The sequence below is a fragment of the Oenococcus sicerae genome (genome assembly GCF_004102045.2).
Lineage (GTDB): Bacteria > Bacillota > Bacilli > Lactobacillales > Lactobacillaceae > Oenococcus > Oenococcus sicerae.
This window is the reverse complement of the sequence record NZ_CP029684.2, coordinates 382318-407306: the sequence shown is the minus strand read 5'-3', so window position 1 is coordinate 407306 and position 24989 is coordinate 382318. Positions and strand designations below refer to the sequence as shown.

Annotated in this window: 30 protein-coding genes; 21 read left to right on the top strand and 9 right to left on the bottom strand. The window is 40.5% G+C overall.

Annotation, left to right across the window (positions count from 1 at the left end):
* The first annotated feature begins 23 nt into the window (after nt 1-23).
* Both DLJ48_RS02070 and DLJ48_RS02065 read left to right on the top strand, forming a co-directional pair.
* On the top strand, nt 24-293 hold the full coding sequence (locus DLJ48_RS02070) for a hypothetical protein (protein WP_128685472.1): 270 nt from the start codon (nt 24-26) through the stop codon (nt 291-293).
* A 10-nt stretch (nt 294-303) separates the two neighbouring features.
* The gene (locus tag DLJ48_RS02065; protein WP_128685471.1) at nt 304-546 is read left to right on the top strand and encodes a hypothetical protein; all 243 of its coding nucleotides are present in this window, start codon (nt 304-306) and stop codon (nt 544-546) included.
* Nucleotides 547-662: 116 nt separating this feature from the next.
* On the opposite strand, the gene DLJ48_RS02060 is transcribed toward DLJ48_RS02065, so the two are convergent.
* From DLJ48_RS02060 to DLJ48_RS02055, 3 genes are all read right to left on the bottom strand, one after another.
* A complete protein-coding gene (locus DLJ48_RS02060) occupies nt 663-896 on the bottom strand; it encodes a hypothetical protein (RefSeq protein WP_128685469.1) in 234 nt (77 codons plus the stop codon).
* Between the two features lie 301 nt (nt 897-1197).
* Nucleotides 1198-1362 carry a P-loop NTPase family protein gene (locus DLJ48_RS08550; RefSeq protein ID WP_243148643.1) on the bottom strand — a complete coding sequence of 55 codons (165 nt, stop codon included), beginning with the start codon at nt 1360-1362 and terminating at the stop codon, nt 1198-1200.
* On the bottom strand, nt 1349-1846 hold the full coding sequence (locus DLJ48_RS02055; protein ID WP_243148641.1) for an ATP-binding cassette domain-containing protein: 498 nt from the start codon (nt 1844-1846) through the stop codon (nt 1349-1351). The genes DLJ48_RS08550 and DLJ48_RS02055 overlap by 14 nt, the downstream gene beginning before the upstream one ends.
* A 333-nt stretch (nt 1847-2179) precedes the next feature.
* On the opposite strand from DLJ48_RS02055, the gene DLJ48_RS02050 reads away from it, so the two are divergent.
* The 5 genes from DLJ48_RS02050 to DLJ48_RS02030 all read left to right on the top strand — a co-directional run bounded on the left by DLJ48_RS02050 (nt 2180) and on the right by DLJ48_RS02030 (nt 6349).
* Nucleotides 2180-2836, top strand: a complete 657-nt coding sequence (locus tag DLJ48_RS02050; protein WP_128685467.1) for a hypothetical protein — start codon at nt 2180-2182, stop codon at nt 2834-2836.
* Nucleotides 2837-3109: 273 nt separating this feature from the next.
* Nucleotides 3110-3295: a hypothetical protein gene (locus DLJ48_RS02045; protein WP_128685465.1), complete on the top strand. Its 186-nt coding sequence runs from the start codon at nt 3110-3112 to the stop codon at nt 3293-3295.
* Between the two features lie 248 nt (nt 3296-3543).
* Nucleotides 3544-4044 carry a peptidoglycan-binding domain-containing protein gene (locus DLJ48_RS02040; protein ID WP_128685463.1) on the top strand — a complete coding sequence of 167 codons (501 nt, stop codon included), beginning with the start codon at nt 3544-3546 and terminating at the stop codon, nt 4042-4044.
* 51 nt (nt 4045-4095) lie between these two features.
* Entirely contained in the window at nt 4096-5733 is a 1638-nt protein-coding gene (locus tag DLJ48_RS02035) for a glycoside hydrolase domain-containing protein (protein ID WP_128685461.1), read from the top strand.
* Nucleotide 5734: 1 nt separating this feature from the next.
* Complete coding sequence (locus DLJ48_RS02030) at nt 5735-6349, top strand: hypothetical protein (protein WP_128685459.1); 615 nt, start codon at nt 5735-5737, stop codon at nt 6347-6349.
* Between the two features lie 556 nt (nt 6350-6905).
* Here DLJ48_RS02030 and DLJ48_RS02025 read toward each other — a convergent pair.
* Nucleotides 6906-8381, bottom strand: coding sequence for an MDR family MFS transporter (locus tag DLJ48_RS02025; protein ID WP_128685457.1), 1476 nt, complete (start codon nt 8379-8381; stop codon nt 6906-6908).
* A 120-nt stretch (nt 8382-8501) separates the two neighbouring features.
* On the opposite strand from DLJ48_RS02025, the gene DLJ48_RS02020 reads away from it, so the two are divergent.
* Nucleotides 8502-9095, top strand: coding sequence for a TetR family transcriptional regulator (locus DLJ48_RS02020; protein ID WP_128685455.1), 594 nt, complete (start codon nt 8502-8504; stop codon nt 9093-9095).
* A 42-nt stretch (nt 9096-9137) separates the two neighbouring features.
* Here the strand turns inward: DLJ48_RS02020 and DLJ48_RS02015 are convergent, their stop codons facing one another.
* Nucleotides 9138-10067: a cation transporter gene (locus tag DLJ48_RS02015; RefSeq protein ID WP_243148639.1), complete on the bottom strand. Its 930-nt coding sequence runs from the start codon at nt 10065-10067 to the stop codon at nt 9138-9140.
* A complete protein-coding gene (locus DLJ48_RS02010; RefSeq protein ID WP_128685453.1) occupies nt 10024-10470 on the bottom strand; it encodes a MarR family winged helix-turn-helix transcriptional regulator in 447 nt (148 codons plus the stop codon). The genes DLJ48_RS02015 and DLJ48_RS02010 overlap by 44 nt, the downstream gene beginning before the upstream one ends.
* A 237-nt stretch (nt 10471-10707) precedes the next feature.
* Here DLJ48_RS02010 and DLJ48_RS02005 point away from each other — a divergent pair, with 237 nt between their 5' ends.
* The 7 genes from DLJ48_RS02005 to DLJ48_RS01975 all read left to right on the top strand — a co-directional run bounded on the left by DLJ48_RS02005 (nt 10708) and on the right by DLJ48_RS01975 (nt 17910).
* On the top strand, nt 10708-11952 hold the full coding sequence (locus DLJ48_RS02005) for a peptidoglycan bridge formation glycyltransferase FemA/FemB family protein (protein ID WP_128685451.1): 1245 nt from the start codon (nt 10708-10710) through the stop codon (nt 11950-11952).
* A 162-nt stretch (nt 11953-12114) separates the two neighbouring features.
* Complete coding sequence (locus DLJ48_RS02000) at nt 12115-13476, top strand: sugar porter family MFS transporter (RefSeq protein ID WP_128685449.1); 1362 nt, start codon at nt 12115-12117, stop codon at nt 13474-13476.
* 44 nt (nt 13477-13520) lie between these two features.
* Nucleotides 13521-14921, top strand: a complete 1401-nt coding sequence (gene cysS / locus DLJ48_RS01995) for a cysteine--tRNA ligase (RefSeq protein ID WP_128685447.1) — start codon at nt 13521-13523, stop codon at nt 14919-14921.
* Nucleotides 14918-15781, top strand: a complete 864-nt coding sequence (locus DLJ48_RS01990) for an HAD hydrolase family protein (protein ID WP_128685445.1) — start codon at nt 14918-14920, stop codon at nt 15779-15781. Before cysS ends, DLJ48_RS01990 begins: the two co-directional genes overlap by 4 nt.
* 8 nt (nt 15782-15789) lie before the next feature.
* On the top strand, nt 15790-16593 hold the full coding sequence (locus DLJ48_RS01985; protein WP_128685443.1) for an alpha/beta hydrolase: 804 nt from the start codon (nt 15790-15792) through the stop codon (nt 16591-16593).
* A 44-nt stretch (nt 16594-16637) separates the two neighbouring features.
* Nucleotides 16638-16865 carry a hypothetical protein gene (locus DLJ48_RS01980; RefSeq protein ID WP_243148637.1) on the top strand — a complete coding sequence of 76 codons (228 nt, stop codon included), beginning with the start codon at nt 16638-16640 and terminating at the stop codon, nt 16863-16865.
* Between the two features lie 61 nt (nt 16866-16926).
* Nucleotides 16927-17910 (top strand): lipoate--protein ligase, encoded by a 984-nt coding sequence (locus DLJ48_RS01975; RefSeq protein WP_128685441.1) that lies wholly within the window; start codon nt 16927-16929, stop codon nt 17908-17910.
* A 13-nt stretch (nt 17911-17923) separates the two neighbouring features.
* Here the strand turns inward: DLJ48_RS01975 and msrB are convergent, their stop codons facing one another.
* Complete coding sequence (gene msrB, locus DLJ48_RS01970; protein ID WP_128685439.1) at nt 17924-18349, bottom strand: peptide-methionine (R)-S-oxide reductase MsrB; 426 nt, start codon at nt 18347-18349, stop codon at nt 17924-17926.
* A 68-nt stretch (nt 18350-18417) separates the two neighbouring features.
* Between msrB and DLJ48_RS01965 the strand changes: the two genes are divergently transcribed.
* From DLJ48_RS01965 to DLJ48_RS01940, 6 genes are all read left to right on the top strand, one after another.
* The gene (locus tag DLJ48_RS01965; RefSeq protein WP_128685437.1) at nt 18418-19269 is read left to right on the top strand and encodes an aldo/keto reductase; all 852 of its coding nucleotides are present in this window, start codon (nt 18418-18420) and stop codon (nt 19267-19269) included.
* Nucleotides 19270-19272: 3 nt separating this feature from the next.
* Nucleotides 19273-20214, top strand: coding sequence for an L-lactate dehydrogenase (locus DLJ48_RS01960; protein ID WP_128685435.1), 942 nt, complete (start codon nt 19273-19275; stop codon nt 20212-20214).
* Nucleotides 20215-20240: 26 nt separating this feature from the next.
* The gene (locus DLJ48_RS01955) at nt 20241-21041 is read left to right on the top strand and encodes a TatD family hydrolase (RefSeq protein WP_128685433.1); all 801 of its coding nucleotides are present in this window, start codon (nt 20241-20243) and stop codon (nt 21039-21041) included.
* Complete coding sequence (rnmV, locus tag DLJ48_RS01950) at nt 21026-21580, top strand: ribonuclease M5 (RefSeq protein ID WP_128685431.1); 555 nt, start codon at nt 21026-21028, stop codon at nt 21578-21580. Before DLJ48_RS01955 ends, rnmV begins: the two co-directional genes overlap by 16 nt.
* Entirely contained in the window at nt 21573-22451 is an 879-nt protein-coding gene (gene rsmA, locus DLJ48_RS01945; protein WP_128685429.1) for a 16S rRNA (adenine(1518)-N(6)/adenine(1519)-N(6))-dimethyltransferase RsmA, read from the top strand. The genes rnmV and rsmA overlap by 8 nt, the downstream gene beginning before the upstream one ends.
* A gap of 69 nt (nt 22452-22520) precedes the next feature.
* Nucleotides 22521-22772 carry a Veg family protein gene (locus DLJ48_RS01940; protein ID WP_128685427.1) on the top strand — a complete coding sequence of 84 codons (252 nt, stop codon included), beginning with the start codon at nt 22521-22523 and terminating at the stop codon, nt 22770-22772.
* Between the two features lie 26 nt (nt 22773-22798).
* On the opposite strand, the gene thrB is transcribed toward DLJ48_RS01940, so the two are convergent.
* Together thrB and DLJ48_RS01930 are read right to left on the bottom strand one after the other, a co-directional pair.
* On the bottom strand, nt 22799-23689 hold the full coding sequence (gene thrB, locus DLJ48_RS01935; RefSeq protein ID WP_128685425.1) for a homoserine kinase: 891 nt from the start codon (nt 23687-23689) through the stop codon (nt 22799-22801).
* On the bottom strand, nt 23682-24980 hold the full coding sequence (locus DLJ48_RS01930; protein ID WP_128685423.1) for a homoserine dehydrogenase: 1299 nt from the start codon (nt 24978-24980) through the stop codon (nt 23682-23684). The genes thrB and DLJ48_RS01930 overlap by 8 nt, the downstream gene beginning before the upstream one ends.
* Between the last annotated feature and the right edge of the window lie 9 nt (nt 24981-24989).

Genomic DNA, 24989 nt, shown 5'->3' with positions numbered 1-24989 from the left:
CATCAGCTCCTGGCAGCTAAATAATGAAGGCTGTTTATTTTCCCCATGGCAGAATAGGCTCATCAGCATTAGCAATTGTTTTGACTTTACTGGCTGCGTATGTATTTGTTCGAGTAGTTGTTGCTGCAGATGCCTTAACAGCAAGCAGAGACAGAAACAGGCTTGAGATAACGAGCAACCCATTTGAAGGGGATAAGCAGTATGAAATCCACTCTAATTTCTATAGAAACTCAAATGATACAAGCCTGCAATTAAGTTTGGTTGAAGGTCCTAGTTACGCGGATTTGAATTGAGGTAATTAAAATGAAGGAAAATAAACGGACTTGGCTTTTTATATACCACGCAATTTTATACCCATTAATAGGGATTGCTACTGCTATTTTTCTGATTCTTACAGTGCGTCTCTCAACCTTTACAGCTGCTGATAAATATGGGCTTATTGCTGTAATCGTTGTTGCCTTTACGGTTGAAATAATTATCATGACTTACCATTTTTTAAAAAAGGATGGTTTTATTGCCACTAAGAAAACACCCAAATCAAAGTAATTAGACATCTATCGATAACTGCTAGTTATCGTAACTTAAAACCCCAGTTCTGTTATCAAAACTGGGGTTTTATAGATTTTAAAATTAGGTAGTTGGTAAATATTTTGTAATGAATATTATTGGAACCAGGTCATGGATGACAGCGCGTAATCAACACTGAAATCAGGTTGCTGTATGGCTGATAATAGCTTCAGACCCTCGGCGGAAATATTTTGCTGAACTGCAAGCCCACTGAGTCTGCGTTTTAATTCTGCTAACACTGCCTGTTCATTTTTATGAGCAGCCAATTGAGTAATAGCATCATTGATCAATAATTGTTCTTGAGAAGATTTTAATGAAACTGTTTTCAATGTATCGATTAAATTATTTTTTTGTTGGAAAATGACATGTTAACACCTTTCTGATTTTTGCTACTGAGGTTCCCATCTTAGTGACGGTAGAACTTGTTCTTAGTTGCATATCCTACCACATCCAGCCGGAAGACGCAGGTAACGCCTGGGGTTTTCTATGACTTAGCCTGCTAAGAATTAGATACTATAGACTAAGGTTTTACCAGAAACTAATCAGTTGTTGCTATACACTGGCAAAATAGGTGGTTTAGAATTTGTATCTTAATTCTGGAAAATAAAATTGTTTTTGACGAAAACACGCTTAATAATTTAATTCGATGATGCGATCAGTTTGTTTAGCTAAGTCTAAATTGTGAGTCACAATGATCACAGTCTTGCCATAATTATCGCGCAGACTTTTAATTAACTGAAAAGCTGCGTTAGCATGTTTTTCGTCCAGAGCACCAGTGGGTTCATCGGCTAACACGAGCTGTCCGGGTTTTAGAATGGCGCGGGCTGGCTACACGCTGCTGTTCACCGCCAGATAGATTATTGACTTTTGCATTGATTAAAGTTTGCAAGCCAACTTTGCTTAAAGTATCGCTTATTTGAGCCCTTTTGTCTTTACCAGATAAAGATGTAAAATTCATTGCTAGCATGAGATTATCTTGAACAGAAATATCGTTGATCAAGGCAAAACTTTGAAACAGATAGTTGATGGTATCACGTCGGATTCTTGTTGCTTTTCTACTATTAATATTGGGCAAAAGCTCGCGACTCAACGTAATACGGCCACTATCGATACTTTCTAATAAACCGATCATATTCAATAGCGTCGATTTCCCAGAACCCGAGGGACCTATGATAGCCACAAATTCTTTTGCAAAAATTTGAAACGATAGATCGTCAATGATGGTCCGGTCGCCATATTTTTTATTCGCGTGTTTTAATTGAACGAAAGCATCAGCCATGGTTATTCTCCTTTAAATAAGGTTAGTATCTGTTCGAATTCGTTTTTGGACATATATCGCCAGAAAATAAGCAGTTGAATGATGACACTAATGGTACTGAGCGATAAAGATAAATTGGATTTCAGTATCAAAGAAATGATTAGTTGAATAATGAAGATAAGTGACATCAAGATGATTGGTCCGCGATATAGATGCTGAGCCCTTAAAAATGACTTATTCTGCATTCAGCTACGACTTTAGCTGCTGGTTATTTAGGCTCTCTTGCTACTGTTGCAGGTGCAGTCGGCTTGCTCTTACTAGCTATTTGGGATCAAAGCAAGGATAATAGTTGATATGACTGAAGCAACAGACGAGTTCTATACTTTCTCTTCAACTGAACTAGCAGCGATCAAAGCAGACTATCGTCAATTACTCGCTGATCAGCGCGCGCATAATCGGCAGTTTCAAAAGCGGAATAGACATTTTATATCGAGATTGATAATAGTTTTTGCTGTGATACTGATTGAATTATATGGTTTTTGGTTTGCACGTGCGGTCTTTTTAGTCTTTAGATATATGCCAGACCTAGAAACGGCATATTCTTTTGTAGCCAACCATTGGTATATTTATTTTTTATACTTATTATTGTTCATGGTCACACTTGTTTTGATGCTTGAATTTGTTTTAATTAAGAGAAACAAAGATCAAGCCAAATGTCTATTCAACAAATTTCCAACCGTGGAAGTTCGTTATTTTAAAAAGGATCGTTATCCATCCTTGATAGTTCAACAAATGATCAAATTACCAGCTTACTTGATTGTTTGGCCTAAAAATAAAGAGATCAATATCATTCCCAGCCCAGATCGAGTCAATTGTTGGCTCATTAGACGAGCTGACCAAGCAGATCTCTATGACAAACTATCAAGTTCATATAGAAAGAACTTATTAAAGAACAAAAGAACGCGTCGTTGGGCTGGTTCCTTCTTAGTTGACGGAACAAAGGAAGCCTGATCTGAGTGTTGACCAATTAGCTAATCGCTATGTTAAAAATAATCTGAATGGTCAACAAAGAGAACTCTTTCAAGATAGCTTAAAGGAAAGAAGAATCTAAAACGTAATTCCTTGTTGAATATATTGCTTTGTTAATACACAGGTTGTCGATTAAAAAAATTTCACGGGATAACTATAAAGGTGATAAGCAAATCAATTGTTTTGTCTTGAAACAGATTAAAATTATAATATGGCTGAGTAACGATATATTCAGACATTTGAGAGTAACTGTTTATGAAAAATTTAAACAAAACAATTTTATATCCACTACTGATTTTATTGCTCACGGTTTTAGCTGTGTTTGCCTTTTATGGATTCAGTCAGCGTGGTAAAGCGACCACGATAGTGGACAAGAATAATCATCAGGTCAAGAGTATTTCGCCAGCACAAGCCTCAAAAACCAGCCGTCTTGGTCATTAATTTATGGCAAACGGCGATGCGCACTGGACATTACAAGCGTCTTTTGGTAATTTCCCAAGTATCAGAAACTAGCTTTGTTAATACGTCAATCATCTAAATTTTATAAACATCTAAAATATTAAGTTATCCACTTGTCATTATTTCTTAGAGGGCTTATCTTAAAAGGCGAACATAAGTTCGCCTTTTTGTTTGGTGATATGAGGTGGCGTGTGTTCACCATCATTCGTTTTTGAAAAGAGGTTTTTATTATGGTAGATCAAATGGTTTTAACCACCCAACAGTGGCTCAACAAGACTTACGGGTCGGTCGCTAATTATATTCAGGTGACCGAAAGTGGTAATACAGGTTGGCAAACAATTTATGGACTTATCCAAGGTCTCCAGTATGAGCTAGGCATCAGTTTACAAGCTGGTTTGCCAGCTTTTGGGGAGGTAACTTCGGCTGCTTTTGATTCTCAAGTCGTGCCTCAGTTAAAAAATGGCTATGAAAGTCATTTTGTTTATTTGATTCAAGGTGCTTTTTGGGCTAAAGGAATTAATCCCGGTGAGTTTAATGGTGTGTATTCTCCTGATACCCAAGCGGCTGTTGAAACACTACAAACAGAAGCGGGATTTACTGATCCTAGTGGGATACTGACCTCGCTATGGGCCAAAGCGTTATTCGACATGTCGGCTTTTGTTCTGCTGTCTAACGGAGATGCGAAAATTCGTACGATGCAACAGTATTTAAATTTTCGCTATAGTGCATAAACGGGTATTTTACCAGCTGATGGGGTCTATCAACGCGACACGAATACAGCCTTGATTTATGGTGCCCAAATCGAATTAGGATTGGTTACAATCGCTAACGGTGTTTGGGAACCATCCACACGGTCGACTTATGCCTCGGCCTATGCGAATGGTCTTAGTACTGGCTTGATTCGCTTGGTGCAGTTTGCACTATATGTGAACATGTCACAATATATTACAGCTAATCAGTTATCGACAGTGCCTTTTAATGGGCAACTAGACACGACGACTCAGTCGTTGCTCTTTGCCTTTCAACGATTTATGAATCTCACACCAGTGACTGCTAACCAACCTGATCCTGTGACCATGTACTCACTAATGGTCTCTAGCGGCAGTCCGAGCCGAAACTTCTGGGGTGTTGATACATCTATCCAATTGACAGCTAACATGATTCAATCATTGGTTAACTGGGATGCCACTTATGTCGCACGATACTTGACGGGTTCTGTCGGTAGCGGTTCTTTGCACAAGCCCAAGAATCTGACTCGCACTGAAGCTCAGAATATTCTTACTGCTGGTCTTCATTTAGTGCCCATTTATCAAGATAATTTTCCAACGGTGGACTATTTTACGAGAAGGCAGGGACAAAAAGATGCCAGGGCAGCCATGGCAGCCGCAACCGAACTGGGTTTACCAACTGGAACCGTCATTTATTTTGCTATCGATATGGACATGACCGATGACGATATTTCAAATAATGGTCTGCCTTACTTTAATGGTGTGACATCCATTTTTAATAATGGCGAGGCCGCCAATTATTATGTTCCAGCCGTTTACGGGACACGTAATGTTAGCAGCAGGTTAGCATTAGAATCAAGCTCTGTTTATAGCTATGTGTCTAATATGTCGACAGGTTATTCAGGCAATTTAGGTTTTTCGCAGCCTTTAAACTGGGCTTTTGATCAATTTGCTGAGGATGATTCTGGTATCAGTGGTGTAGCGGCTATTGACTATGTCAATGTTTCTCATGCTGATGAAGGTGTTGTCGCCTTAGAGACACCAGTACAATTAAGCTGGATCTTTAACACAGAATTCGCCCCATTAAAGTCAGCCTACCTGAGTGGCTCTCTGACTTGGGACGGACCAGAAATTACTTTATATGATAATAAATTACTGAAGTTGACGGCTCAATTAACAACCAGTATTAGCTCAGGGCCAGGAATGCTTCAATTTAATATTTCAGCTGGTCAATTAGAAGACGGTTTTGAAGCTTCACTATCAAACGCTTTTGGCCAAGAAGTTTCTACTAAATTAGGTGCTAAACTAGCCGACATGGCCGCAGCTATTGATAACGGGCTCTTAAAAATGACTTATTCTGCTTCTGGTACAGAGGTCAGCATTTCTTGTACGTTGATTAATAGCCAAAGTGAAATTAATGGTGTGGAAATGAGTTCGGCCATTATACTCAATGCCAGCTTTCATCTTAATCCACTTAATCCGTCAGACTCGCCTGACTGGCAAAAAATTAATAATGCCATTTATAATATTACAATGGCGGGAGCAGTAGCTTCGGTAAGTGCGGATGCCGGTTATCTGGTCTATGCCGCCATCCTAGCGGGGGCAGCTCCTGTAGCTACCGTCACTCTGGGAATTGGGGCGGTTGGTTTGCTATTAGTTGCCACTTGGAATCAAATCAACGATAATAGTTGATATGCCTGAATCAACAGACAATTTTTATACCTTTTCTGCTGCAGAACTAGCTCAAATTAAAGCGGACTATAGCCAATTATTAGCTGATCAACATGCGCATAATGCGCAGTTTCAAAAGCGGAACCAGCTTTTTCATTCTCTTCAGATGGGTGTCATAATCGCGACGCTGGTCAATATTTTGATGATTTTCTTAGTCATACTGATGAGCTATGTACTAGGTCGCTTTCTTTTTCCTTTTATTCTCATTTTGAATATAATCGTGGTAATCTTCGGGACAGTCATCTTTATCGTACTCAAGAAACGCCAGTACCTTGATCAGCAGTTGTTACGTGAGTTCCCCACTGTTCCTGTCCGTTATGACCGTGCGTCTTATCTCAAACCTTTTCATATCCGACAAATGATTAAATTACCTGATTATTTAATTCTTTGGCCAATAGTCAAAGAATTGCATATTATCCCAACACCTGATCAGGCCTCTTGCTGGATTATTCGGCGAAGCGATCAACCAGGTGCCTATCAAAAATTGCCCGCTATGGATTACAACGATCTTCTAAAGAACCATAAAGCTAGTCGCTGGATTGATTATCTGTTAGTTGACGGAACAAAGGAAGCCTGATCTGAGATATGAATCAGACTGTTTTAGACCCGCTGCTGATTGGCAGTGGGTTTTTATGGTTCTTGTTTATCAAGACTTTTTTGTTAGACTAAAATTGTAGCTATTAATAGCTACACTCTTTTCAAAAACAAATGATGAGAAGCCTATCCGATGATGGGCTTTTTTGTTGGTCAAGTTATTAGCCGTTAATTCCCGGAAGCTGTTAGGGAAAATGACTAAATTTTTCTGTGCATCGTTATAGCTTTTGCAGCTAATGTTTTTCACGTTTTAAACACGCTGTGATGTTCATGTCCGATTATGCAAGTTGCCAGCTGCGACGATTAATGAGACAGCTAAGCCAAAAAATATTGGCTCGTAAAGTAGCCTTGAAAAGCACATATCCAGCGACTATTTTTGGCAGAATTTGTGTAAAGTAAGCGATAAGTTGGTGATTTGGCGTCAATTAAAAAACCAATAGCTAAAACGAGTACTGTGGCAAATGATCAAAGTAATTAGTAGCTTGTTTATTCATATTTAATGTCTCTATCAATGTTGGCAAGAGGCACGGGATTTTGGATTATTTTTTGATTTTATTAGTTAACAGAAGCGTTGGGAAAATGATGATCAGCGCGGCTATTGAAGTAATTAGAAAACCTTGCTGAAAAGCTTGTAAATGAATTAAGGCTAGATGATGGCTAACGAACAATTCAGTGTGGGCTGGTGTTAGATGAAATTTTCCAGCGACCAGTTGCTGTTTAAAAAGCTTGATTTTATTGGTCGCATACATTGTCACTAAAGTCGCTATCAAAGCGGAACCAAAAGCACTGCCGATATTTTGGACAATACGAGCTCCAATGGAAGCCGCCGGAATTTGTGAACTGGTCATCCCGGTATAAGAATCAGCCATCAAGGGCATTAAAATACCACCAGCACCTATACCTCGAATAAATAAGACACAAGCGATCACCCAATAGGCAGTGTTTTGACCAATCCAATAAAAAGGTAACGTTCCAATAAAAGTGACTAGTAAACTGCTTAAGACAACATATTTGGCACCAATTTTATCTGTTAATTTTCCTGTCAGAGGTCTTGAAACTAACATACCGGCGCCTTGTGGAATCAAAGCTAGTCCAGCCATCATGACGCTCATGTGGCGAACATCTTGGAAAAATAGCGGCAAAATCAGCATGGCACCATTAAGCACAGTCCCAGCGATAAACAGGCCGATCACAGACCCATTAAATGAACGATGTTTAAACAAATTCAAAGGGAGTACAGCTTTATCCTGATAGAAGTAAGACCAGACAATATATAACAGCATAAGGATAAAGCCAATCCCAAGGCAAAACAGCGTTGTACGATTAGTGAAACTAGCGTCTTTTGAAGCTTTTACGATACCGTAAATCATCGTAGTACTGGCAGCAGCCAGCAATGTGATACCAATAAAGTCCATTCTGGCTTTTTTATTTTGGGCTGGATAGTTCGGCATTTTCCAGATAATCAGCAGAATAGCCATGATTGCGATAGGGACATTGATCCAAAAAATCCATTGCCAAGATAAGTATTTAACGATAATACCGCCGATCACAGGACCGATCAAAGGACCTAGAATAATTGGCAAGCCAACTGTAGCCATCATTCTGCCCATTATCTCTGGACCAGTTGATTGGACTAATAAGGTTGTCAGCAGCGGCATGATGAGGCCACCAGCAAAGCCCTGCAATAGTCGAGCCGCGATTAAAAAATTAATATTAGGTGAAAGTGCAGATAAAATGGAGCCGATTGCAAATAGCATTTCACCAGCTAAAAATACATTTTTACCATCAAATTTGTTTAACAGCCAGCTAGAGAAAGGGACTGCGATTCCTGTTGCCAAAACATAGCCCGTAATTGTCCATTGAACAATTGCGACGTTGCTATTTAAATCTTTAACCAGACTATGGATAGCAATGTTGACCATCGTCGAATCTAATAACGGTGCCATTGCCCCTAGTACTAGGACCCAAGCTACTGTCATCAAGTCTTTAGAAACAAGTGACCCTTGTTTTTTCATTTTTATACACTCCTTTAAATAAGATACTAATAGTTTCTTATATCACGAGTGTTATATTACTCTTTAGAAAAAGAATGTCAATAAGAAACTTAACGTATCTTATTTAAAGGAGCGCATTTTATGAGCGAAACACGTCGCCGCGGTGTAGAACTAACAAATGCTATTTATCGAGCAACAGAAAAAATTATCGATCTCGAAGGTATGGAAGGATTGACTTTTCAAAAAGTAGCAGATGCTGCCATGACGAGCAAATCGGTCATTTATCGTCGCTGGGAATCACCGCTCGAACTGGCTATTGCAGCTGTTCAAGATCGAATTCGACGCGATAATAATGGCAGCATGGATGACTTGATTTTGACGGGTAATAGTTTAAAAGAAGACCTTTTACAAGTGACAGATCGTTTTTTGATAAGTATTAACATCATGGGCAAAACTTTCATTAGAGGTATGTTTGTCGAGAGCGGTCGGCAATCTGGACAAATCTTGCAGCGCTTAATAGATCAGAATTCGGCAATTGACCTGCGGCTCATTGATCGTGTTTTACAACGTGCGATCGATCGTGGGGAACATTTACGCCCAAATATTTCACACGAACTTAAGCTGCTGCCTTTTGAGTGGTTGCGCTATAACGTATTTTTACAAAGAGAAATTGATCAAGAAATGTGCCAAATACTTATTAATGATATTTTGCTGCCTGTTTATTTAGATAAGTAAGTGAGATTTTGATTGCTATTTCGTATTAGCATTGCAGTCCCTTTAGTCTAGATAAAAGGCCACATGAATATACTCAAACTGTTTTTTTAGTTCGATTAAAATAATATCTTTGGCCGCCGACAATTCTTTTTTGTTAATGCAAACAGATTTGCTATTGAGCAAGACATCAACGCGTAAAGACATGCCGACTTTATAAATCGAACATTTGCTCAGCGCCAGCGTGCCATGCAAGTGTTTGTGCAGACAGTTTTCAATGATCTTTTGAATATGCCGATTAGAAATCGTGCCGCCGCTGATCTCAATAAAAGTTCTTTTGATAATTTGCAGCGGCATTCTGATCGTCAGCAGTACCAGTGAAAAGGTAATAAAGAAATCGCCAGTGTAACGTAAAAAATTGAAAATCGACTCTTTGTTTATGAAAAGAATCGTCAGGGCAGCCAAAGCGATTCCGGTTGACATAATACCATCGATCAAGGTCCCTTTCGTTTCGGCCAAAAGCATCGTGCTACTTTCGTTAATTTTTTTATTTTGCTGATTATAGTAGGCAGATAGGCTAAAAGACAACAGCAGCATGATGATTTCATAGGGGATAATCGGCCCAACATCCATGATTTTGCCTTGTCCATAGGCGAAATACTTGTAGGCGTTCCAACTGACTGTGGCCAAAGCCGAAACAAGCAGCACGATCGTTAATAAGGACTGGACCAATGAGAAAATTGGTTCTAGGATGAAGAGGCCATTTGGAAATCGTTTGCTGACTTTTGTGCTCAATTTTGAAATAGAAATCGCAACAAGACCTGAGACCAAGCTGATGACCGTAAAGTAGGCGTCAACAAATAAAGCTTCGATCTGACTGGTATAGTAGGCTGCCATGCCAGCAGCGCCCATAAACAGGTTAGCTAAAATGCCAGCCATTAAAGTATGCTGTTCAATCGCTTTTTGCTGCATGCGATAATCCCGAATTTTGATCAATTTTATTCATGAGATAAGCTAATTGTTCCTGTTCTTTGTGCGACAGAGGGGTGATGGCATCGAGAAAAACTTTGTCGAATAATCGATCGTTTTGCTGACAATGTTTTTTCATTTCATCAGTCAGCGTTAAGTTAAAACTTCGTTTATCCAATGATGAAGCATGTTTTGTTAAATAATGAGCTTTGATAAAACGATGAATAATTCTCGTTGCGGCCGGTTTGGATATCTTTGCTTTATTAGCGAAACTGGTCAGGGTGGGGTCTTCCAATTCGAATAACAGGTTTAGATAATATTCATCGTTAGCACTAAGATCTGGGAATCTATCGCTTCTATTAGTATCATTTTGATAATTTAGCAAAACTTGATCATATAGTTCTGAAAAAAGTTGGCTGATTGATTTCATTGTCGATCTTCCTCCTAAATATAGTTAACGAAGTTAATTACTTTAGTTAACTATATTTAAAACAACAACCATTGTCAAGTTCCAATACCAGAAGCTGAGAACTTTTCCCGACTGCTTGTTTGGCAAAACCGCTGATTTATAGGATGATTTTACAATGGCTTGGTGGCTAATCGAATCAATATTTTTAAAAAAAGTCACCGCTTACATCGTTCGTGTGGAATCATGCATAATTAACTTATGAGATTCGTTATTTTAGACAAGGATGAATATCATAGATTTGAACAACAGAACCCGAAAGGTTCCTTTTATCAGAGCATTTACCAAAAAGCTTATTTCGATAAAAGCAGACAGACTTCTGGATTTTTCGGCGTAATTGAAAATGACAAAATTCTATTGGGAGCATTAATTAGAAAAATAGATAGCCGATTTGGCGGCGTTTACGAAATTATGGCTGGTCCGCTAGTTGATCCGAATTTTGCTGATCAGGATACGATAATCGCTTTTTTTCTTTCCGAGCTGCGCAGCTACTTAAAAAAATTGCACGCTTATTATTTACGGATCGTCCCAAATGAGACGATTCAGCGGATCGATAATGCGGGTCATATTAGTAGTTTTGATTTTTCTAAGTATGTGAGTACTTATGAAAAACAAGGTTTCATATATGATTCTTTGGATCAAATTGGTTACAGTTCACTTAGCCCGAATTATGAATATCATAAAGACCTTGCCGGATTTAACGTAGAGACGCTTTTTCAGAGCTTTAGTAAAGCGACTCAGTATTCTATCAGAAAAACTTTCGAATTTGCTATTAAAACGCGTACCATCACTTATGATGAACTAGCTGTTTTCCATGAAAATACCAGCCAAACAGCAGCGAGATTAGGTTTTCAAGATAAATCGCTAGTCTATTATCAAAATGTTTACAAAACATTTGGCAAACAAGCACGGTTTGTCATAGCGGAAACCGAATTACCAGCTTACGTCAAACATTTTCAAGCAACTATTCAGTTATTAACTGAAGAAATCGATCAGTTGGCTGCAGCTAATTCCAAGAAAAGCACTTCCAGCAAGCATAGACAGGTGAATGAACTAGAGGATCGTATTCGGCAATATCAAAAAAGAATTGATCAAGCAGAGACTTTTATTGGACTTTACGGCAATAAGATAAACCTAGCTGGTGCGCTATTTTTTATTCAACCGCAAGAAGTGTCTTACATGTTCAGTTATACGAATGTTGAGTTCAAAAATTTCTATGGTCCTTATCGTATTCAATATGAAATGTTGAAATTTGCGCAATCTCAAAAAATACCAGTTTATAATTTTTACGGTGTTTCTGGCGACAATTCCCGCAAAGATGGTGTGTACGAATTCAAGAAGGGATTTAATGGCTACGTGACACGTAATATAGGTACCTTTATATTGCCGATCAGTAAAATTCGTTATCGCTTGTTGCAGCAGTTTAGGAAAATTATCCGTAGATAAACGACCCATTATATGCGTCAATTGGTGCTGTTTTAATTTGATCTCTTAACAGCTGATATCAAAAATCTCGAAATGCACTTGTATTGTTGCTGTGCTATTTTGGACAAAGAACATCTTTTTAGTCCTTGATTTTAGAATCCTTATTCTAGAAAGGAGCATAGCGTGAAAAAAGAGTCGAAAATAAACAACAGTTTTTTAAAGTACAGTACTTATGTCATTTCCTTAGGAGGCTTTCTCTTCGGCTATGATACAGGTGTCATCAATGGCGCTTTAGCTTTTATGAGCAAGCCGGATCAGTTGAATCTGTCGGCCGGTCTGCAGGGAGTTGTTTCCAGTTCGCTTGTTTTAGGTGCTTGTTTAGGAGCACTGGGATGTGGCAGGATCGCTGATAAATTTGGCAGAAAGAAAACACTGCGCTGGATCGCTGCCTTGTTTACCATCTCAACGATCCTATGCGCTTTAGCGATGAACTTTCTGTTTATGGCCGCCTTTCGTTTCGTTTTAGGTATTGCCGTTGGCGCGGCATCAAGCCTGTCACCGATGTATCTTTCTGAGATATCACCAGCCCCTGTTAGAACTGATAACGTTAATAAAAATGCGATTTTTATTGTTTTGGGGCAATTAACTGCCTTTTCGGTCAACGCTATTTTAGGCAATGTTTGGGGCAGTTGGTCACCAATATGGCGTATTATGGTCGTTTCAGCCAGTATTCCAGCAATCGTTCTTTGGGTTAATTCTTTTCATATTGGTGGCAGCCCGCGCTGGCTTGTATTAAAAAAACAATTTAAAAAGGCAGGTAAACTTTTCGCCAGGTTAGGTTTTAAAAATAGCAGCATTAGTAGCATTGACAAAGATTCAGCCAATAACACTAACAGCGAGACCAGTCTTTCTTGGCGAGAAGTTGTTAAAAGTCCGAGCTTGCTTTATTTATTAATTGCCGGTGTCTTAGTTGCTTTGATTCAACAAATATCTGGCGTCAATACGGTCATGTATTATGGCACGATTTTATTGGAAAAAGTCGGCATGGGCCAAGGCGGATCTTTATATGCGAATGTCTTGATCGGACTGGTTTCTGTAATAGCTAGTATTTTTGGCACAAGACTGATAGCACGCTACAATACGCACCGCATGCTTTTGATCGGACTGCTGGGCAACATTTTTTTCTTGATTTTATTGGCCTGGGTACTGAATCTAAGTCTGTTTTCACAGCTTCTCAAAAATATTTTGGTTCTCCTTTTCTTAGCGTTATTCTTAGCTAGTCATCAAGGTATTGTTAGCCCTGTCACTTGGTTGATTATGTCGGAAATGTTTCCTGGAGCGGTAAAAGCACGTTTTATGTCGATCGCGACAGCTACGACTTGGTTAACGAATTTCACGATTAGTCTCATCTTCCCAATAATGATAGCCGCCTTTGGCACATCTGTGGTTTTCTTTATTTTTGCCGGAACTAATGCTATCAGTGTGTTAATTTCTGTGTTTGTTTTAAATGAGAAAGAAATTAAAAGTGCCTATGCCAAAAATTAAAAACTATTTCATATCGAACTGCTAACTATAGGTAAAATAGAATTATGCTGAAAGTTTTCAATACGGTTAGTCTGAAAAAAGAAGAATTTGTGCCGATCAACCCAGGAAAAGTCATGATGTACGTCTGCGGTCCGACTGTTTACAACTACATCCATATTGGCAATGCTCGCAGCTCGATCGCCTTTGATACGATCCGGCGTTATTTAACTTACCGTGGTTATGACGTGAATTTTGTTTCAAATTTTACAGATGTCGATGATAAAATCATCAATCGTGCTCAAGAAGAAGCTGTTAGCGAGCAGGAAATTGCTGAGAAATATATCAAGGCTTTTTACGATGATACCCTGCCTTTGAATATTTTGCCGGCTACGACGCGGACTAAGGCCACGGATGTGATTCCCGATATTATTGCTTTTATCAGTGATTTAGTTGATAAAGGTTATGCCTATGAATCGCATGGGGATGTCTATTTTCGTGTTCGCAAGTCCAAAGATTATGGTTTGCTGGCGCATGAAGCAATTGATGATCTAGAGGTCGGCGCTTCGGGGCGTTTAGACGAACACGCGCTGGAATTAAAAGAGGATCCATTGGATTTTGCCCTTTGGAAAAATGAACCGCGTTCTGTGATCAAGTGGGATTCACCTTGGGGTCAAGGCCGTCCAGGCTGGCATATTGAGTGTTCTGTCATGTCTACCAAGTATTTAGCTGACACGATCGATATTCACGGTGGTGGCATTGATTTAGTTTTCCCACACCATACAGACGAAATTGCTCAGTCTGAAGCACATACAGGCAAACAATTTGTGCATTATTGGCTGCATAATGGTTTTGTCAACGTCAATGATGAAAAAATGAGCAAGTCCTTAGGCAACTTTACGACCGTCCGTGATCTGTTAAATTCCTACGATGATCCGATGACGATCCGTTACCTGATGGCCGCGACTCATTATCGGCGTCCGATCAATTATTCAACGGCTGAATTAGCGCGTTCCCGTGTTGAGTTAGACCGTATTCGGACAGCTTATCGGCGTTTGCAAAAAGCTGATAAAACAGCTGGCAAAGATTCTGTGATCGAAAAGAAACTGTCAAAATCAGTTGCTGATTTTATAACGGCTATGGACGATGATTTTAATGTTGCTAATGCTCTAGCTGCTATTTTTGATTTAGTTAAATTGACGAATTCTTATGTTGATTCAGCCGATATCAAAGATCAGACAGCCGCTAATATTTTGAAACAACTTTCGCAGCTCATGTCCGTGCTTGGTATTTCTGGTTTGGGAAATGACACTATTCTGCCGAAAAAAATTCAAGACTTATTGGCACAAAGAAAAACGGCTCGTGCCAATAAAGATTGGTCGCAGTCCGATGAACTGCGTGATCAGATCGCTGAATCAGGTTATGAAGTGCGAGATGATAGCAATGGCCAGCAGGTGCACAAAATATGATAGACAGCGATATTAAATTGTTTGCTGCTGATATGGATGGCACTTTGCTGGATGGCGCGAATTCCTTTAATCAAAAAAAATTCGCTCAAGTGATCAATATCCTGCGTCGGCAAAATAAAAAATTTGTGCTGGCGACTGGCAACCAAGTCAGCCGAATTCAAAGAATGTTCTTGCCTTTTGATCCCAAGGGGCAGGTGATCTCGATGGTGGCAGAAAATGGTGCCTTTATTCAAGAAGGTGCCCGCCCGCTTTATCAATCAGTGATTGATCCGATCAAAGTAAATCGAATTTTTGACTTGTTGCCTCGATTGGATCCGCAACCGACCTTAGCTGTTTTCGCAGGCAAGGAATCGGCTTTTGCACCGAAGTGGCAGCAATCAGTGCGTCAACCGGATACGCAGATTTTTTTCGCCGGCACGATCGATGATTTTTTCCCAAGCTGGTCGGCGATAGACGATGCTGATGAAATTTCGATTCCGATTGACAAAATTTCGCTCTCGTGGGCAAAGGACAGTGGCCAGCATTTTCTTAATTCACTGAAACATGATCCGCTTTTGTCGGGTCTGAGGACGCCAACTTCTGGTTTTGGTGCGATTGATATTGTCAATGAAGAAGCTGATAAAGCCAGCGGTTTAAAGATGCTGGCCAAGGAATTCGCCGTTGATCGAAGACAAATGGCTGCCTTCGGTGACGGCTTAAATGACCTGGAAATGCTGCAATATGTCGGTCGTCCGTATGTGATGCCGAATGCACAGGATGAATTAAAAGCATATTTTAAACCATCGCAGTATGCTGATTCAGACAACAATCATGATGGTGTTTTGAACACGATCTTAGATTTGATCGAGGAACATAACTAGGAGAAAAAATGGCATTTTTGCAAATTAACTATTATTCAAAGGCTTTGGGCAAGGGCAGTTCGATGAACGTGATTCTGCCCGAACTGGATAATCATAATCCGAATCGTACAGCTGCCGATATGACTGATATACCAGTTTTGTATCTACTGCATGGCATGGGTGATGATCAGTCAGCTTGGCCGCGCCGCACGAATATAGAACGCTTAGTCCAGAGAAGCAATTTGGCTGTCGTGATGCCGAATACAGATTTAGCCTGGTATACGAATACGACTTATGGGGGCCATTATTTTGATGCTTTGACGAGTGAGCTGTTTGCTACAATTGCGACGATGTTTCCTCAGATTTCCAAAAAACGAGAAAAACATTTTGTCGCTGGTCTGTCCATGGGTGGTTACGGTGCTTTGAAAGTCGCGATGGCCACTGACTACTTTTCTTATGCAGCCTCCTTATCAGGTGCTATGCTGCAAGACTTTACTTTGCCGCAAGTTCTAGCAACGGCGCCGAGAAATTACTGGGAGGGTATCTTTGGTGATTTGGATAAATTTAAGGGCTCGAACAATGATTTAGTCGCCTTGGCTGAAAAACAGGCAGCTGGTAAACAAACCCTGCCTAAATTATTTGCTTGGATCGGTAAAGAGGATCCGCTATATCTGACGAATGAAATCACAATTCCAGAATTTAAAAAACTGGGATATGAAGTGACATACAACACGGATCATGGCCGGCACGAATGGTATTACTGGAATAAAAATATCGAAAAGGTGTTAGAATGGTTGCCGATCGACTATATTAAAGAAGAACGTCTGTCTTAATAAAATGAGAAGAACGTTTTTTGCCAATGAGGAGGTATTTCGATATGATGCAGAAGTATGGCATTTTTGATGAAAAAGATCTGTTGTCAAAAACAGAAACTGGTAATTTAATTGTGGCTGGAGAAACAGCAAACCACTTGGAACTACAAGACTTATCCGTTAATTCCGACTATGAAGAGCTGTTTAACGAGTACGATGAAATAACGGTGCAGCCGGATGGCAAAATCGTGAGTGTTTATCAAGGCGAAAAGCCAAGCTATGATTGTGCTTAAAAAGATATAAAAAACAATGCTATTTTTCAGCATTGTTTTTTAATTTGTCTAGGAGACAGTTATGAAATATATTAGTTATCAGAATACGGATGCTTATTACAATGTCGCATTAGAACATTATTTGCTAGAAGAAGCTGATTTGACTGAAGCTGTGTTCTTTTTTTCTCAGTATGGCAATGCCGTGATTGTTGGCAAAAATCAAAATTCTTTCGCTGAAGTAAATCAGGCTTATGCCCGCGAGCACCATATTCAAGTAGCACGACGAGAAACTGGCGGCGGTGCTGTTTACGATGATTTGGGCAATATTAGTTTTTCTTTCGTGCTGCCGGTCGAGGATCCGGGCAAAGTTAATTTTAAAAAATTTGTGCAGCCCATGGTAGACGCCTTGCACCAGATCGGTGTGGCAGTTATAGCCGATGGCAGAAACGATTTAGTGATCAAAGGCAAGAAGGTCTCTGGAAGTGCCCAACGCTACGTTAATGGCCGGCTATTGCATCACGGCACGCTATTATTTGATATTAATACGGAAGTGATGAGCCATGTATTGACGCCGGCTAAAGATAAATTTATTTCTAAAGCAGCCAAATCTGTTCAAAGCCGCGTCGGTCTGATCAAGGATGCTTTGCCGGCCGGATTTACCATTTTAGATTTAAAAAAACAATTAACTAAGGAATTAGCAGCTGGTGATAATGAGCTAAAACTCAGTTCGGCTGCATGGGCGCGTGTCCAGCAATTGCGTGATGACACTTTTGTCAGTTGGGATTGGAACTGGGGAACAACGCCTGCATTTCAATTTAATCAGCACAAACGTTTTGCTGGGGGTCGAATCGAGCTACACGCGAATATTGATCGGGGTCGCATTAGTGCGATTAAAATTCAAGGTGATTTTCTCGGCATTGGCGATATTTCACAACTCGAACAGGCTCTTATCGGGCAGGCATTCTCACATGCGGCCGTCGAAAAGCTTTGCCAAACACTGCCTTTTAAAAATTATTTTGGTGAAAACATTTCGATTCAAGAATTTGCCGATCTGTTTCAGAATTAAATTTTTCGCCCGCTTATTCAAATGCTTTCAAATAATCACCGTATCCAGCTGCTGCCATTTCTTTGACGGGGATAAATTTTAAGGCTGCCGAGTTAATACAATAGCGCAGACCACCTTTGTCTGTCGGACCATCTTTAAAAACATGGCCTAAGTGACTGTTTGATTCTTGACTGCGGACTTCGGTTCGAATCATGCCGGCAGAAAAATCAGTCTTTTCTTTCACAGCTGGGTCGTCAATGGCTTTCGTAAAACTCGGCCAGCCGCAGCCGGCATCATACTTATCCTTGCTGGAAAACAATGCTGTGCCATCGACTAGATCAACATAAATACCTTCTTGATAAAAATCATCATACTTACCGGTAAAAGGACGCTCTGTGGCGCCTTTTTGTGTGACTTCATACTGCTCTTTAGTTAGTTTGGACAGGTCTTTTTTTATCATAAGTCAATTTTCGCATAATTTCAACATTTAAAACTGGGATTATAATGATCTGCATAGGAGAAAAATTTATGGCAATTTTAACGGACACCTATACGCTGAATAATGGCACAAAAATTCCAAAAGTAGGCTTTGGTACTTGGCAAACGCCTGATGGCGATGTGGCTTATCAGGCTGTTTCAAATGCTTTAAAAGCTGGCTATCGACACATTGATACGGCTCAAAACTATCGTAACGAGCGGTCAGTTGGTAAAGCGATCGCTGACTCGGATGTGGACAGAGACGATTTATGGATCACGACTAAATTACCAGCTGAGGACAAAAAGAGAGATGCGATCTTAGCGGACTTTGATCATTCGCTAGCAGCTTTAGGTCTCGATTATCTCGATCTTTATTTGATCCATGCACCATGGCCATGGAGAGAAGCTGCCAGCAGACATTTTGATGCAGAGAATACCGAGACCTGGCAGACACTCGAAGAATTGCAGAAGAGCGGCCGTGTGAAGTCGATCGGCATTTCTAATTTCGATGTTCATGACATGAAGAACATTTTGAATATTGCCGAAATTAAGCCAGTTGTCAATCAGGTCCAATATTATATCGGTTTTACAGAACCAAAAATTGCTGCATATGCGGCCGCAAACGATATTCGTCTCGAAGCTTATTCGCCACTTGCAACTGGTGATATTTTGAATTCGAAAGCTGTGCGTGATATTGCTGATAAATATTCAGTCAGCGTTGCACGGTTGGCTTTGCGTTTTACACTTCAGAATGGCACGATCACGCTGCCTAAAGCGATCAGTGAGACTCATATTCAAGAAAACACGCAATTAGATTTTACGATCTCAGCCAGTGATATGACTCTTTTGAATGCTTTGCCGGATGCCGCGCCGGATCATTTCCATAATGCGACACAGGGCTGAACGATGACGAGAAAAATAGGAATTCTTGCTAGCGGTCATGTTGGTTCGACGATCGCACATCAATTGATCATCGAAGGCACGACTGACTCGCTTGTCATGATCGATCCTAACGTTAAGAAACTAGCGGCTGATGTTTTGGACTTTCAAGATGCTCAAGCTAATCTCGATCATCATACGACTGTTTTCGCTGGCCATTATGCGGATCTGGCGGACGCTGATATTGTCGTCAGTGGATTTGGTAATATCGCGGAGGCTTGGAAAACACCGACTGATCGTTTTGCTGAATTCAGTTATTCCAAACAGTATGTTGAAGCGTCGGCACCACAATTAAAAGCTAGTGGTTTTCATGGTGTACTCATTGTGATCTCGAATCCTTGTGATGTTATCACGTCCTTGTTTCAAAAAATGACGGCCTTACCGAGAAATCAAGTAATTGGGACCGGGACTTTATTGGATTCAGCCCGTATGAAACGGGCAACGGCAGCTGCCCTGGATATCGATCCGCGTAGTGTTGACGGCTATAGTCTTGGCGAACATGGCAATTCTCAGTTCGTTGCTTGGTCCACAGTTCGTGTTTTGGGCGAACCTATCAAAAAGTTGCTGGCGAGTGGTCAATATCCTGATTTAGATCTCGATCAAATCGATCATGATGCTAAAATGGGTGGTCATACGGTATTTTTTGGCAAACAATATACGAATTACGGTATTTCAGCTGCAGCAGTACGTCTGATCAAAGCCATTTTAAATGACGCGCACGCAGAATTACCGGTTTCTAACTATTATGAACCCTTGGATACTTACTTAGGCTATCCAGCCATCATTGGCAAGCAGGGCATTGTCAAACAGCTTAAGCTTGAATTGACTGCACAAGAGCAGGTGCAACTTAAAAAATCAGCTGATTTTATTAAATCGAAAACAGCTGAAGCCCTTAAAAACGCTGAATAAGTGTTTTTTTCTTTTATACTAGAAACATGACTATTTACGATCCAACTAAAATACCCGGGGATGTTTATGATACGCATACTCACTTAAATGATGATGCTTTGTATCATGACGTTGCAGCTTACGTTGGCCGAGCTCACGAATTTCGTGTCATGGAAATGAATGTTGTCGGTTACGATCCGCAAGGTAATCAGCGTGCGATCCAAATTGCCCATGATTTTGCTGACCAGGGTATTCGTGCGATCATCGGTTTTCAGCCAGAAGACACGGACAAATTTGATGCAGCAGCAGAAAAATTATTACGTCAGCAATTAAATGATCCGACTGTGATCGGCGTTGGCGAGACAGGACTTGATTGGCACTGGAAAAATTTTGATCGTGATCAGCAGATCGCGGCTTTTGAAAAACATCTAGACTTGGCAGCTGAATTCGATTTACCGGTCACGATCCATATGCGTGATTCCTTTGACGATGTTTATCGAATTTTGCAGGAACGATCAGTCAAAAAATTTGAGATGCATTCTTTTGCAGGCACGGTTGATCAAGCAGAAAAATTAGTAGCACTAGGCGGCTACATCAGTTTTTCTGGCATGGCCACTTTTAAAAACACCTCAGAAATTCATGAAGCTGCAAAGTCGGTACCGCTTGATCGTATTTTAGTGGAAACGGATGCACCATACTTAGCCCCGGTACCAAAACGCGGCCAAACTAACGAACCGGCTTGGACGAAATTTGTCGTCGATGGTTTAGCAAAATTATTAGAAATTGATCGCAACCAGCTGGCCAAAATCACAAGAGAAAATGCTTACCGTGTATGGCCGAAAAACTAAGCCAGGTGATTTTTGTCGTTGAAGGCAAAGATGATACGGCACGTTTGCGCGTTGCTTTTGGTGAATTTGTCCAGACGATCGAGACAGGTGGATCAAAAATCTCTTCTGCTGTTTTGGATTTGATTGCCAAAGCTGAGGAAAAACACGATATCATTCTGTTGACTGACCCAGATTTTCAAGGTGAGCGGATCAGGAAAATTGTTTTAAAACGTGTACCGAATGTCAAACAAATTTTTCTAAATAAAGCTGACGGCCGGCCTCATCACAAAGGATCTCTGGGTGTTGAACATGCTGATCCAGATCTTTTAAGACAATTATTAGGGAAATTTGTCAAAGAAAATGCCTCGACTTCTGATATTATGCGTGAAGATCTGAGCCGACTGGGGCTGATCGATGCTCAAGGATCGGCTGTTTTAAGAGAAAAGCTCGCAAAGAAATGTCATTTAGGCCAAGTAAACGGCAAACAGCTATTAAAAAGACTCCGGCTGTTTGGTATCACAAAAAAAGAATTGAAAGAAGCGATGAAAGACATTGACTGATATTCCGGCAATTGGAAGTCCTACAAGAACGCAGGCGATTTTAAATCAATATAATTTGCATGCTAGCAAACGTTTTGGCCAGAATTTTTTGACCGATCTAAGTGTTTTGCAAGATATTGTGCAAGGCGCTGAGATTGGTCCTGAAGATACTGTGATCGAGATCGGCCCGGGCATTGGCTCTTTGACCGAACAACTCGCTAAAGTCGCTGCTAGGGTCGTGGCCTATGAAATTGATAAAAAGTTGATACCGATCTTAGCGGAAACGCTGGCTTCTTATGACAATATTCAAGTTATTAATCAGGATATTTTGAAGACAGACTTTGGCATTTATGCTGGGACAAAATCTTTGAAAATAGTTGCTAATCTGCCTTATTATATTACGACGCCGATTCTATTTTACTTGCTGAACAGTGACTTGAATTTTCGCTCAATTACAGTGATGATGCAAAAAGAGGTCGCGGCACGTCTGCAAGCTGGTGTTGGCAGCAAAGAGTATGGCGAGTTAAGTTTGGCGATCCAATATAAAATGCGGGTTCATATTATCCAACAGGTGCCTAGGACAGCTTTCCTGCCATCGCCAAATGTGGATTCGGCTGTGGTTTCTTTAACGCCGAAAGCAGATTTCCAGCCTTTTGAATATGAAAAAAATCTTTTTTCGATCATAAAAGCCGGCTTTGCTCATCGTCGCAAATCGCTTGTCAATAATTTGCTCTATCGTTTTGGTCGAAGTGATGAAAATCGAGCCAAAATCGAACGTTCGATCATAGCAACTGGGTTGGATTTAAATGTCCGTGGGGAACGTTTGACTCTTGGAAATTACGAACAATTAGTCGAAAATTTGCATCAAAATGATACTTTTTCGGAAAAATAACGTCTTATCTCTTGCAAAAAATCGTGATATCTGATAAAATTTAATGGTCATATAATGCGAGGAGGTAGTATGCCAGAAGTATTACAGAATATTAAAGACAATCTTGATGAAAAGCTCGGTAGCCCGATTACCGTGATTGCTCAAGCGGGTCGCAAAAAAACCACTACTCGCCAAGGTGTATTGGTAGAAACCTATCCGTCTTTGTTCGTTGTCGAATTGGACCAAGCCGAAGGAACCTTTGAACGTGTTTCATATAGCTACACAGATATCCTAACTAAAAATATTGATGTTAATTTTGGACGTCAAGCAAAGACAGCTTAAGTTCTCTGAAAATGAGAACTTTTTTCTTACGCTAAAATTCTCGAACCCAGTGAGTCAAAAGCCAGAGCTGCAATGTCACAATCAGCCAAGGAAGGCGATTTTTTTAATTGGTCAAGCAGCAAGTCGGCTTGGTCTTTTTTTGTCATAATCATGATCGTCGTCCCAGCACCTGACAAATAGCTGCCAAAGATATTGTGCGCATGACAAATACTGCGCACAATTTTTAATTCAGGCACTAATTTTAATCGATAGGGTTCATGAAATTGATCGACTTCTAAGAGCTGACAGGTCTTTTGCCAGTCTTGTTTAAAAATTGAAGCAACAAGCAGGTTGCTTTGAGCACTGACTTTGATAGCGATGTGCCGATCGAGAACTTTGGGCAGCGCACTTCTTGAGGCGCTGGTCGCAAGTTGACGGTGTGGAATAACTGCGATCGGCACATAATTTTTGGGGCTGTCAGTCTGATAGGTCCAAAAATCATCATCTTTGATCGGATTAGGACCGCCAATGACGATTCCGCCGAAAATAGCCGGCGCAACGTTATCTGGATGACCTTCGATTTTGACAGCGCGATCGAGAATCTGCTGTTTGCTTAATTCCACAGATCCAGACAATGTATTTCCTAGCAAGAGACCGCCAACGATCGCTGAAGAGGAGGAGCCTAAACCGCGTGCTAAAGGAATATCGGAACGAACAAAAATTTCTCGCGGATGAATATTCGGGTCGACCGTCAAGGCTGATAAAACGATCATATTTTGTTCATCGCTAGGAACTTCTTTGCCAAAAGGATGATGTACGAACCATTGATCGCTTTTGGGACCGATTTTGATTTTTAAAAACAAGTTGACAGACAAACCAAGCGAGTCGAATCCAGGACCCATGTTGGCACTGGTAGCTGGCACAATAATTTCAGTCACGTTGGCCGCCTTTTGGTTCGATCAGCAATTTGAATTCGTGAATGATTTTGACACCGCGTGCTTGTTTGATGGTTGTCTTGACTGGATTCAATTGTGCGTCAGAGGCGGGGTAGGTAATAATGACGACTCTTGTTGTTTCACCGATTGGATCATACTGACGAATATTTCGAAAATTAATATTGCTCATCAAAAAGAAAGCCGACAATTTATGCATGGCGCCAGGACGATTGGTGACGGTCAAAACAATATAACGACTGGCAATGCGATCTTTGGGACCGGCTAATGAAACTTCTGAATCAGGATGTGAATTAAAAACAGCTGGCCGGTCGCCACTGTTAACCAAGGATAAAAGATCAGCTACAACGGAGTTGGCAGTCGGAAATTCACCAGCACCTGGTCCATAAAACATTAAACCGCCAGCGTATTTGCCCGTCACGAAAACAGCGTTATTTTCGTTTTGAACTGATGCTAGCGGATGATCTTTTGGCACGAGTGTCGGTTCGACTGATAATGCGAGTTTGTTAGCAATAATCGTTGCGTTGGCCAATAGCTTGATCTCATAACCGAGTTCAGCTACATCTTGCAGATCGGTTTGTGTGATCGTGCGGATACCGCCCATTTGAATATCCTTCTGATTGATTTGTTTGCCGAAAGCAAAATCAGCTAAAATTTGCAATTTATAGGCAGCATCAATACCATCAACATCGTTGGTTGGATCGGCTTCAGCAAAACCTTTTTCTTGTGCCAACGTTAAAGCGTCATGGTAAGACATTTGCTTTTGGCGCATTTGCGACAGAATAAAATTCGAAGTGCCGTTGATAATGCCATTGATCTGCTCGATATCATCAGAAGCCAAGCTAGTGGAAAGGGCCCGCAGAATCGGGATACCGCCAGCAACGGCTGCTTCATAGAAGAGACCAACATGATTTTCGCTTGCCAATCGACTTAATTTGCGTCCTTGACTGGCGATCAGGTCTTTGTTGGCTGTGATCACGTGTTTTTTTGCTTTTAACGATTTTTCGATAATTGTTTTGGCTGCTGTTTTGCCGCCGACCAGCTCGATCACGATATCAATGTCCGGATTGTCGAGAATTGTTTTAGGATCATCTGAAATAGTTAGACCGCTGGTTTTTGGATCGCGTTTTTTATCAAGATTATGGACAACCACTTGTACAATTTCGAAACTGACGGCGAATTTTTCTGCATATATATGACTTTGTTCTTTGAGAATTTTGGCAACACCGGTCGCAACAGTTCCCAAACCAAAAATACCAATTCGATAGTTTTTCATGAACAAATA

Coding starts and splice junctions, on each gene's coding strand:
- DLJ48_RS02020 (WP_128685455.1), top strand. CDS start 8,502: ATGAGCGAAACACGTCGCCGCGGTGTAGAACTAACAAATGCTATTTAT.
- DLJ48_RS01960 (WP_128685435.1), top strand. CDS start 19,273: ATGACGAGAAAAATAGGAATTCTTGCTAGCGGTCATGTTGGTTCGACG.
- DLJ48_RS01940 (WP_128685427.1), top strand. CDS start 22,521: ATGCCAGAAGTATTACAGAATATTAAAGACAATCTTGATGAAAAGCTC.
- DLJ48_RS02030 (WP_128685459.1), top strand. CDS start 5,735: ATGCCTGAATCAACAGACAATTTTTATACCTTTTCTGCTGCAGAACTA.
- cysS (WP_128685447.1), top strand. CDS start 13,521: ATGCTGAAAGTTTTCAATACGGTTAGTCTGAAAAAAGAAGAATTTGTG.
- DLJ48_RS01965 (WP_128685437.1), top strand. CDS start 18,418: ATGGCAATTTTAACGGACACCTATACGCTGAATAATGGCACAAAAATT.
- DLJ48_RS02070 (WP_128685472.1), top strand. CDS start 24: ATGAAGGCTGTTTATTTTCCCCATGGCAGAATAGGCTCATCAGCATTA.
- DLJ48_RS02050 (WP_128685467.1), top strand. CDS start 2,180: ATGACTGAAGCAACAGACGAGTTCTATACTTTCTCTTCAACTGAACTA.
- DLJ48_RS01985 (WP_128685443.1), top strand. CDS start 15,790: ATGGCATTTTTGCAAATTAACTATTATTCAAAGGCTTTGGGCAAGGGC.
- DLJ48_RS02010 (WP_128685453.1), bottom strand. CDS start 10,470: ATGAAATCAATCAGCCAACTTTTTTCAGAACTATATGATCAAGTTTTG.
- DLJ48_RS02055 (WP_243148641.1), bottom strand. CDS start 1,846: ATGGCTGATGCTTTCGTTCAATTAAAACACGCGAATAAAAAATATGGC.
- DLJ48_RS01955 (WP_128685433.1), top strand. CDS start 20,241: ATGACTATTTACGATCCAACTAAAATACCCGGGGATGTTTATGATACG.
- DLJ48_RS02065 (WP_128685471.1), top strand. CDS start 304: ATGAAGGAAAATAAACGGACTTGGCTTTTTATATACCACGCAATTTTA.
- DLJ48_RS02025 (WP_128685457.1), bottom strand. CDS start 8,381: ATGAAAAAACAAGGGTCACTTGTTTCTAAAGACTTGATGACAGTAGCT.
- DLJ48_RS01975 (WP_128685441.1), top strand. CDS start 16,927: ATGAAATATATTAGTTATCAGAATACGGATGCTTATTACAATGTCGCA.
- DLJ48_RS01990 (WP_128685445.1), top strand. CDS start 14,918: ATGATAGACAGCGATATTAAATTGTTTGCTGCTGATATGGATGGCACT.
- DLJ48_RS01980 (WP_243148637.1), top strand. CDS start 16,638: ATGATGCAGAAGTATGGCATTTTTGATGAAAAAGATCTGTTGTCAAAA.
- DLJ48_RS02045 (WP_128685465.1), top strand. CDS start 3,110: ATGAAAAATTTAAACAAAACAATTTTATATCCACTACTGATTTTATTG.
- msrB (WP_128685439.1), bottom strand. CDS start 18,349: ATGATAAAAAAAGACCTGTCCAAACTAACTAAAGAGCAGTATGAAGTC.
- rnmV (WP_128685431.1), top strand. CDS start 21,026: ATGGCCGAAAAACTAAGCCAGGTGATTTTTGTCGTTGAAGGCAAAGAT.
- DLJ48_RS01930 (WP_128685423.1), bottom strand. CDS start 24,980: ATGAAAAACTATCGAATTGGTATTTTTGGTTTGGGAACTGTTGCGACC.
- DLJ48_RS02005 (WP_128685451.1), top strand. CDS start 10,708: ATGAGATTCGTTATTTTAGACAAGGATGAATATCATAGATTTGAACAA.
- DLJ48_RS02040 (WP_128685463.1), top strand. CDS start 3,544: ATGGTAGATCAAATGGTTTTAACCACCCAACAGTGGCTCAACAAGACT.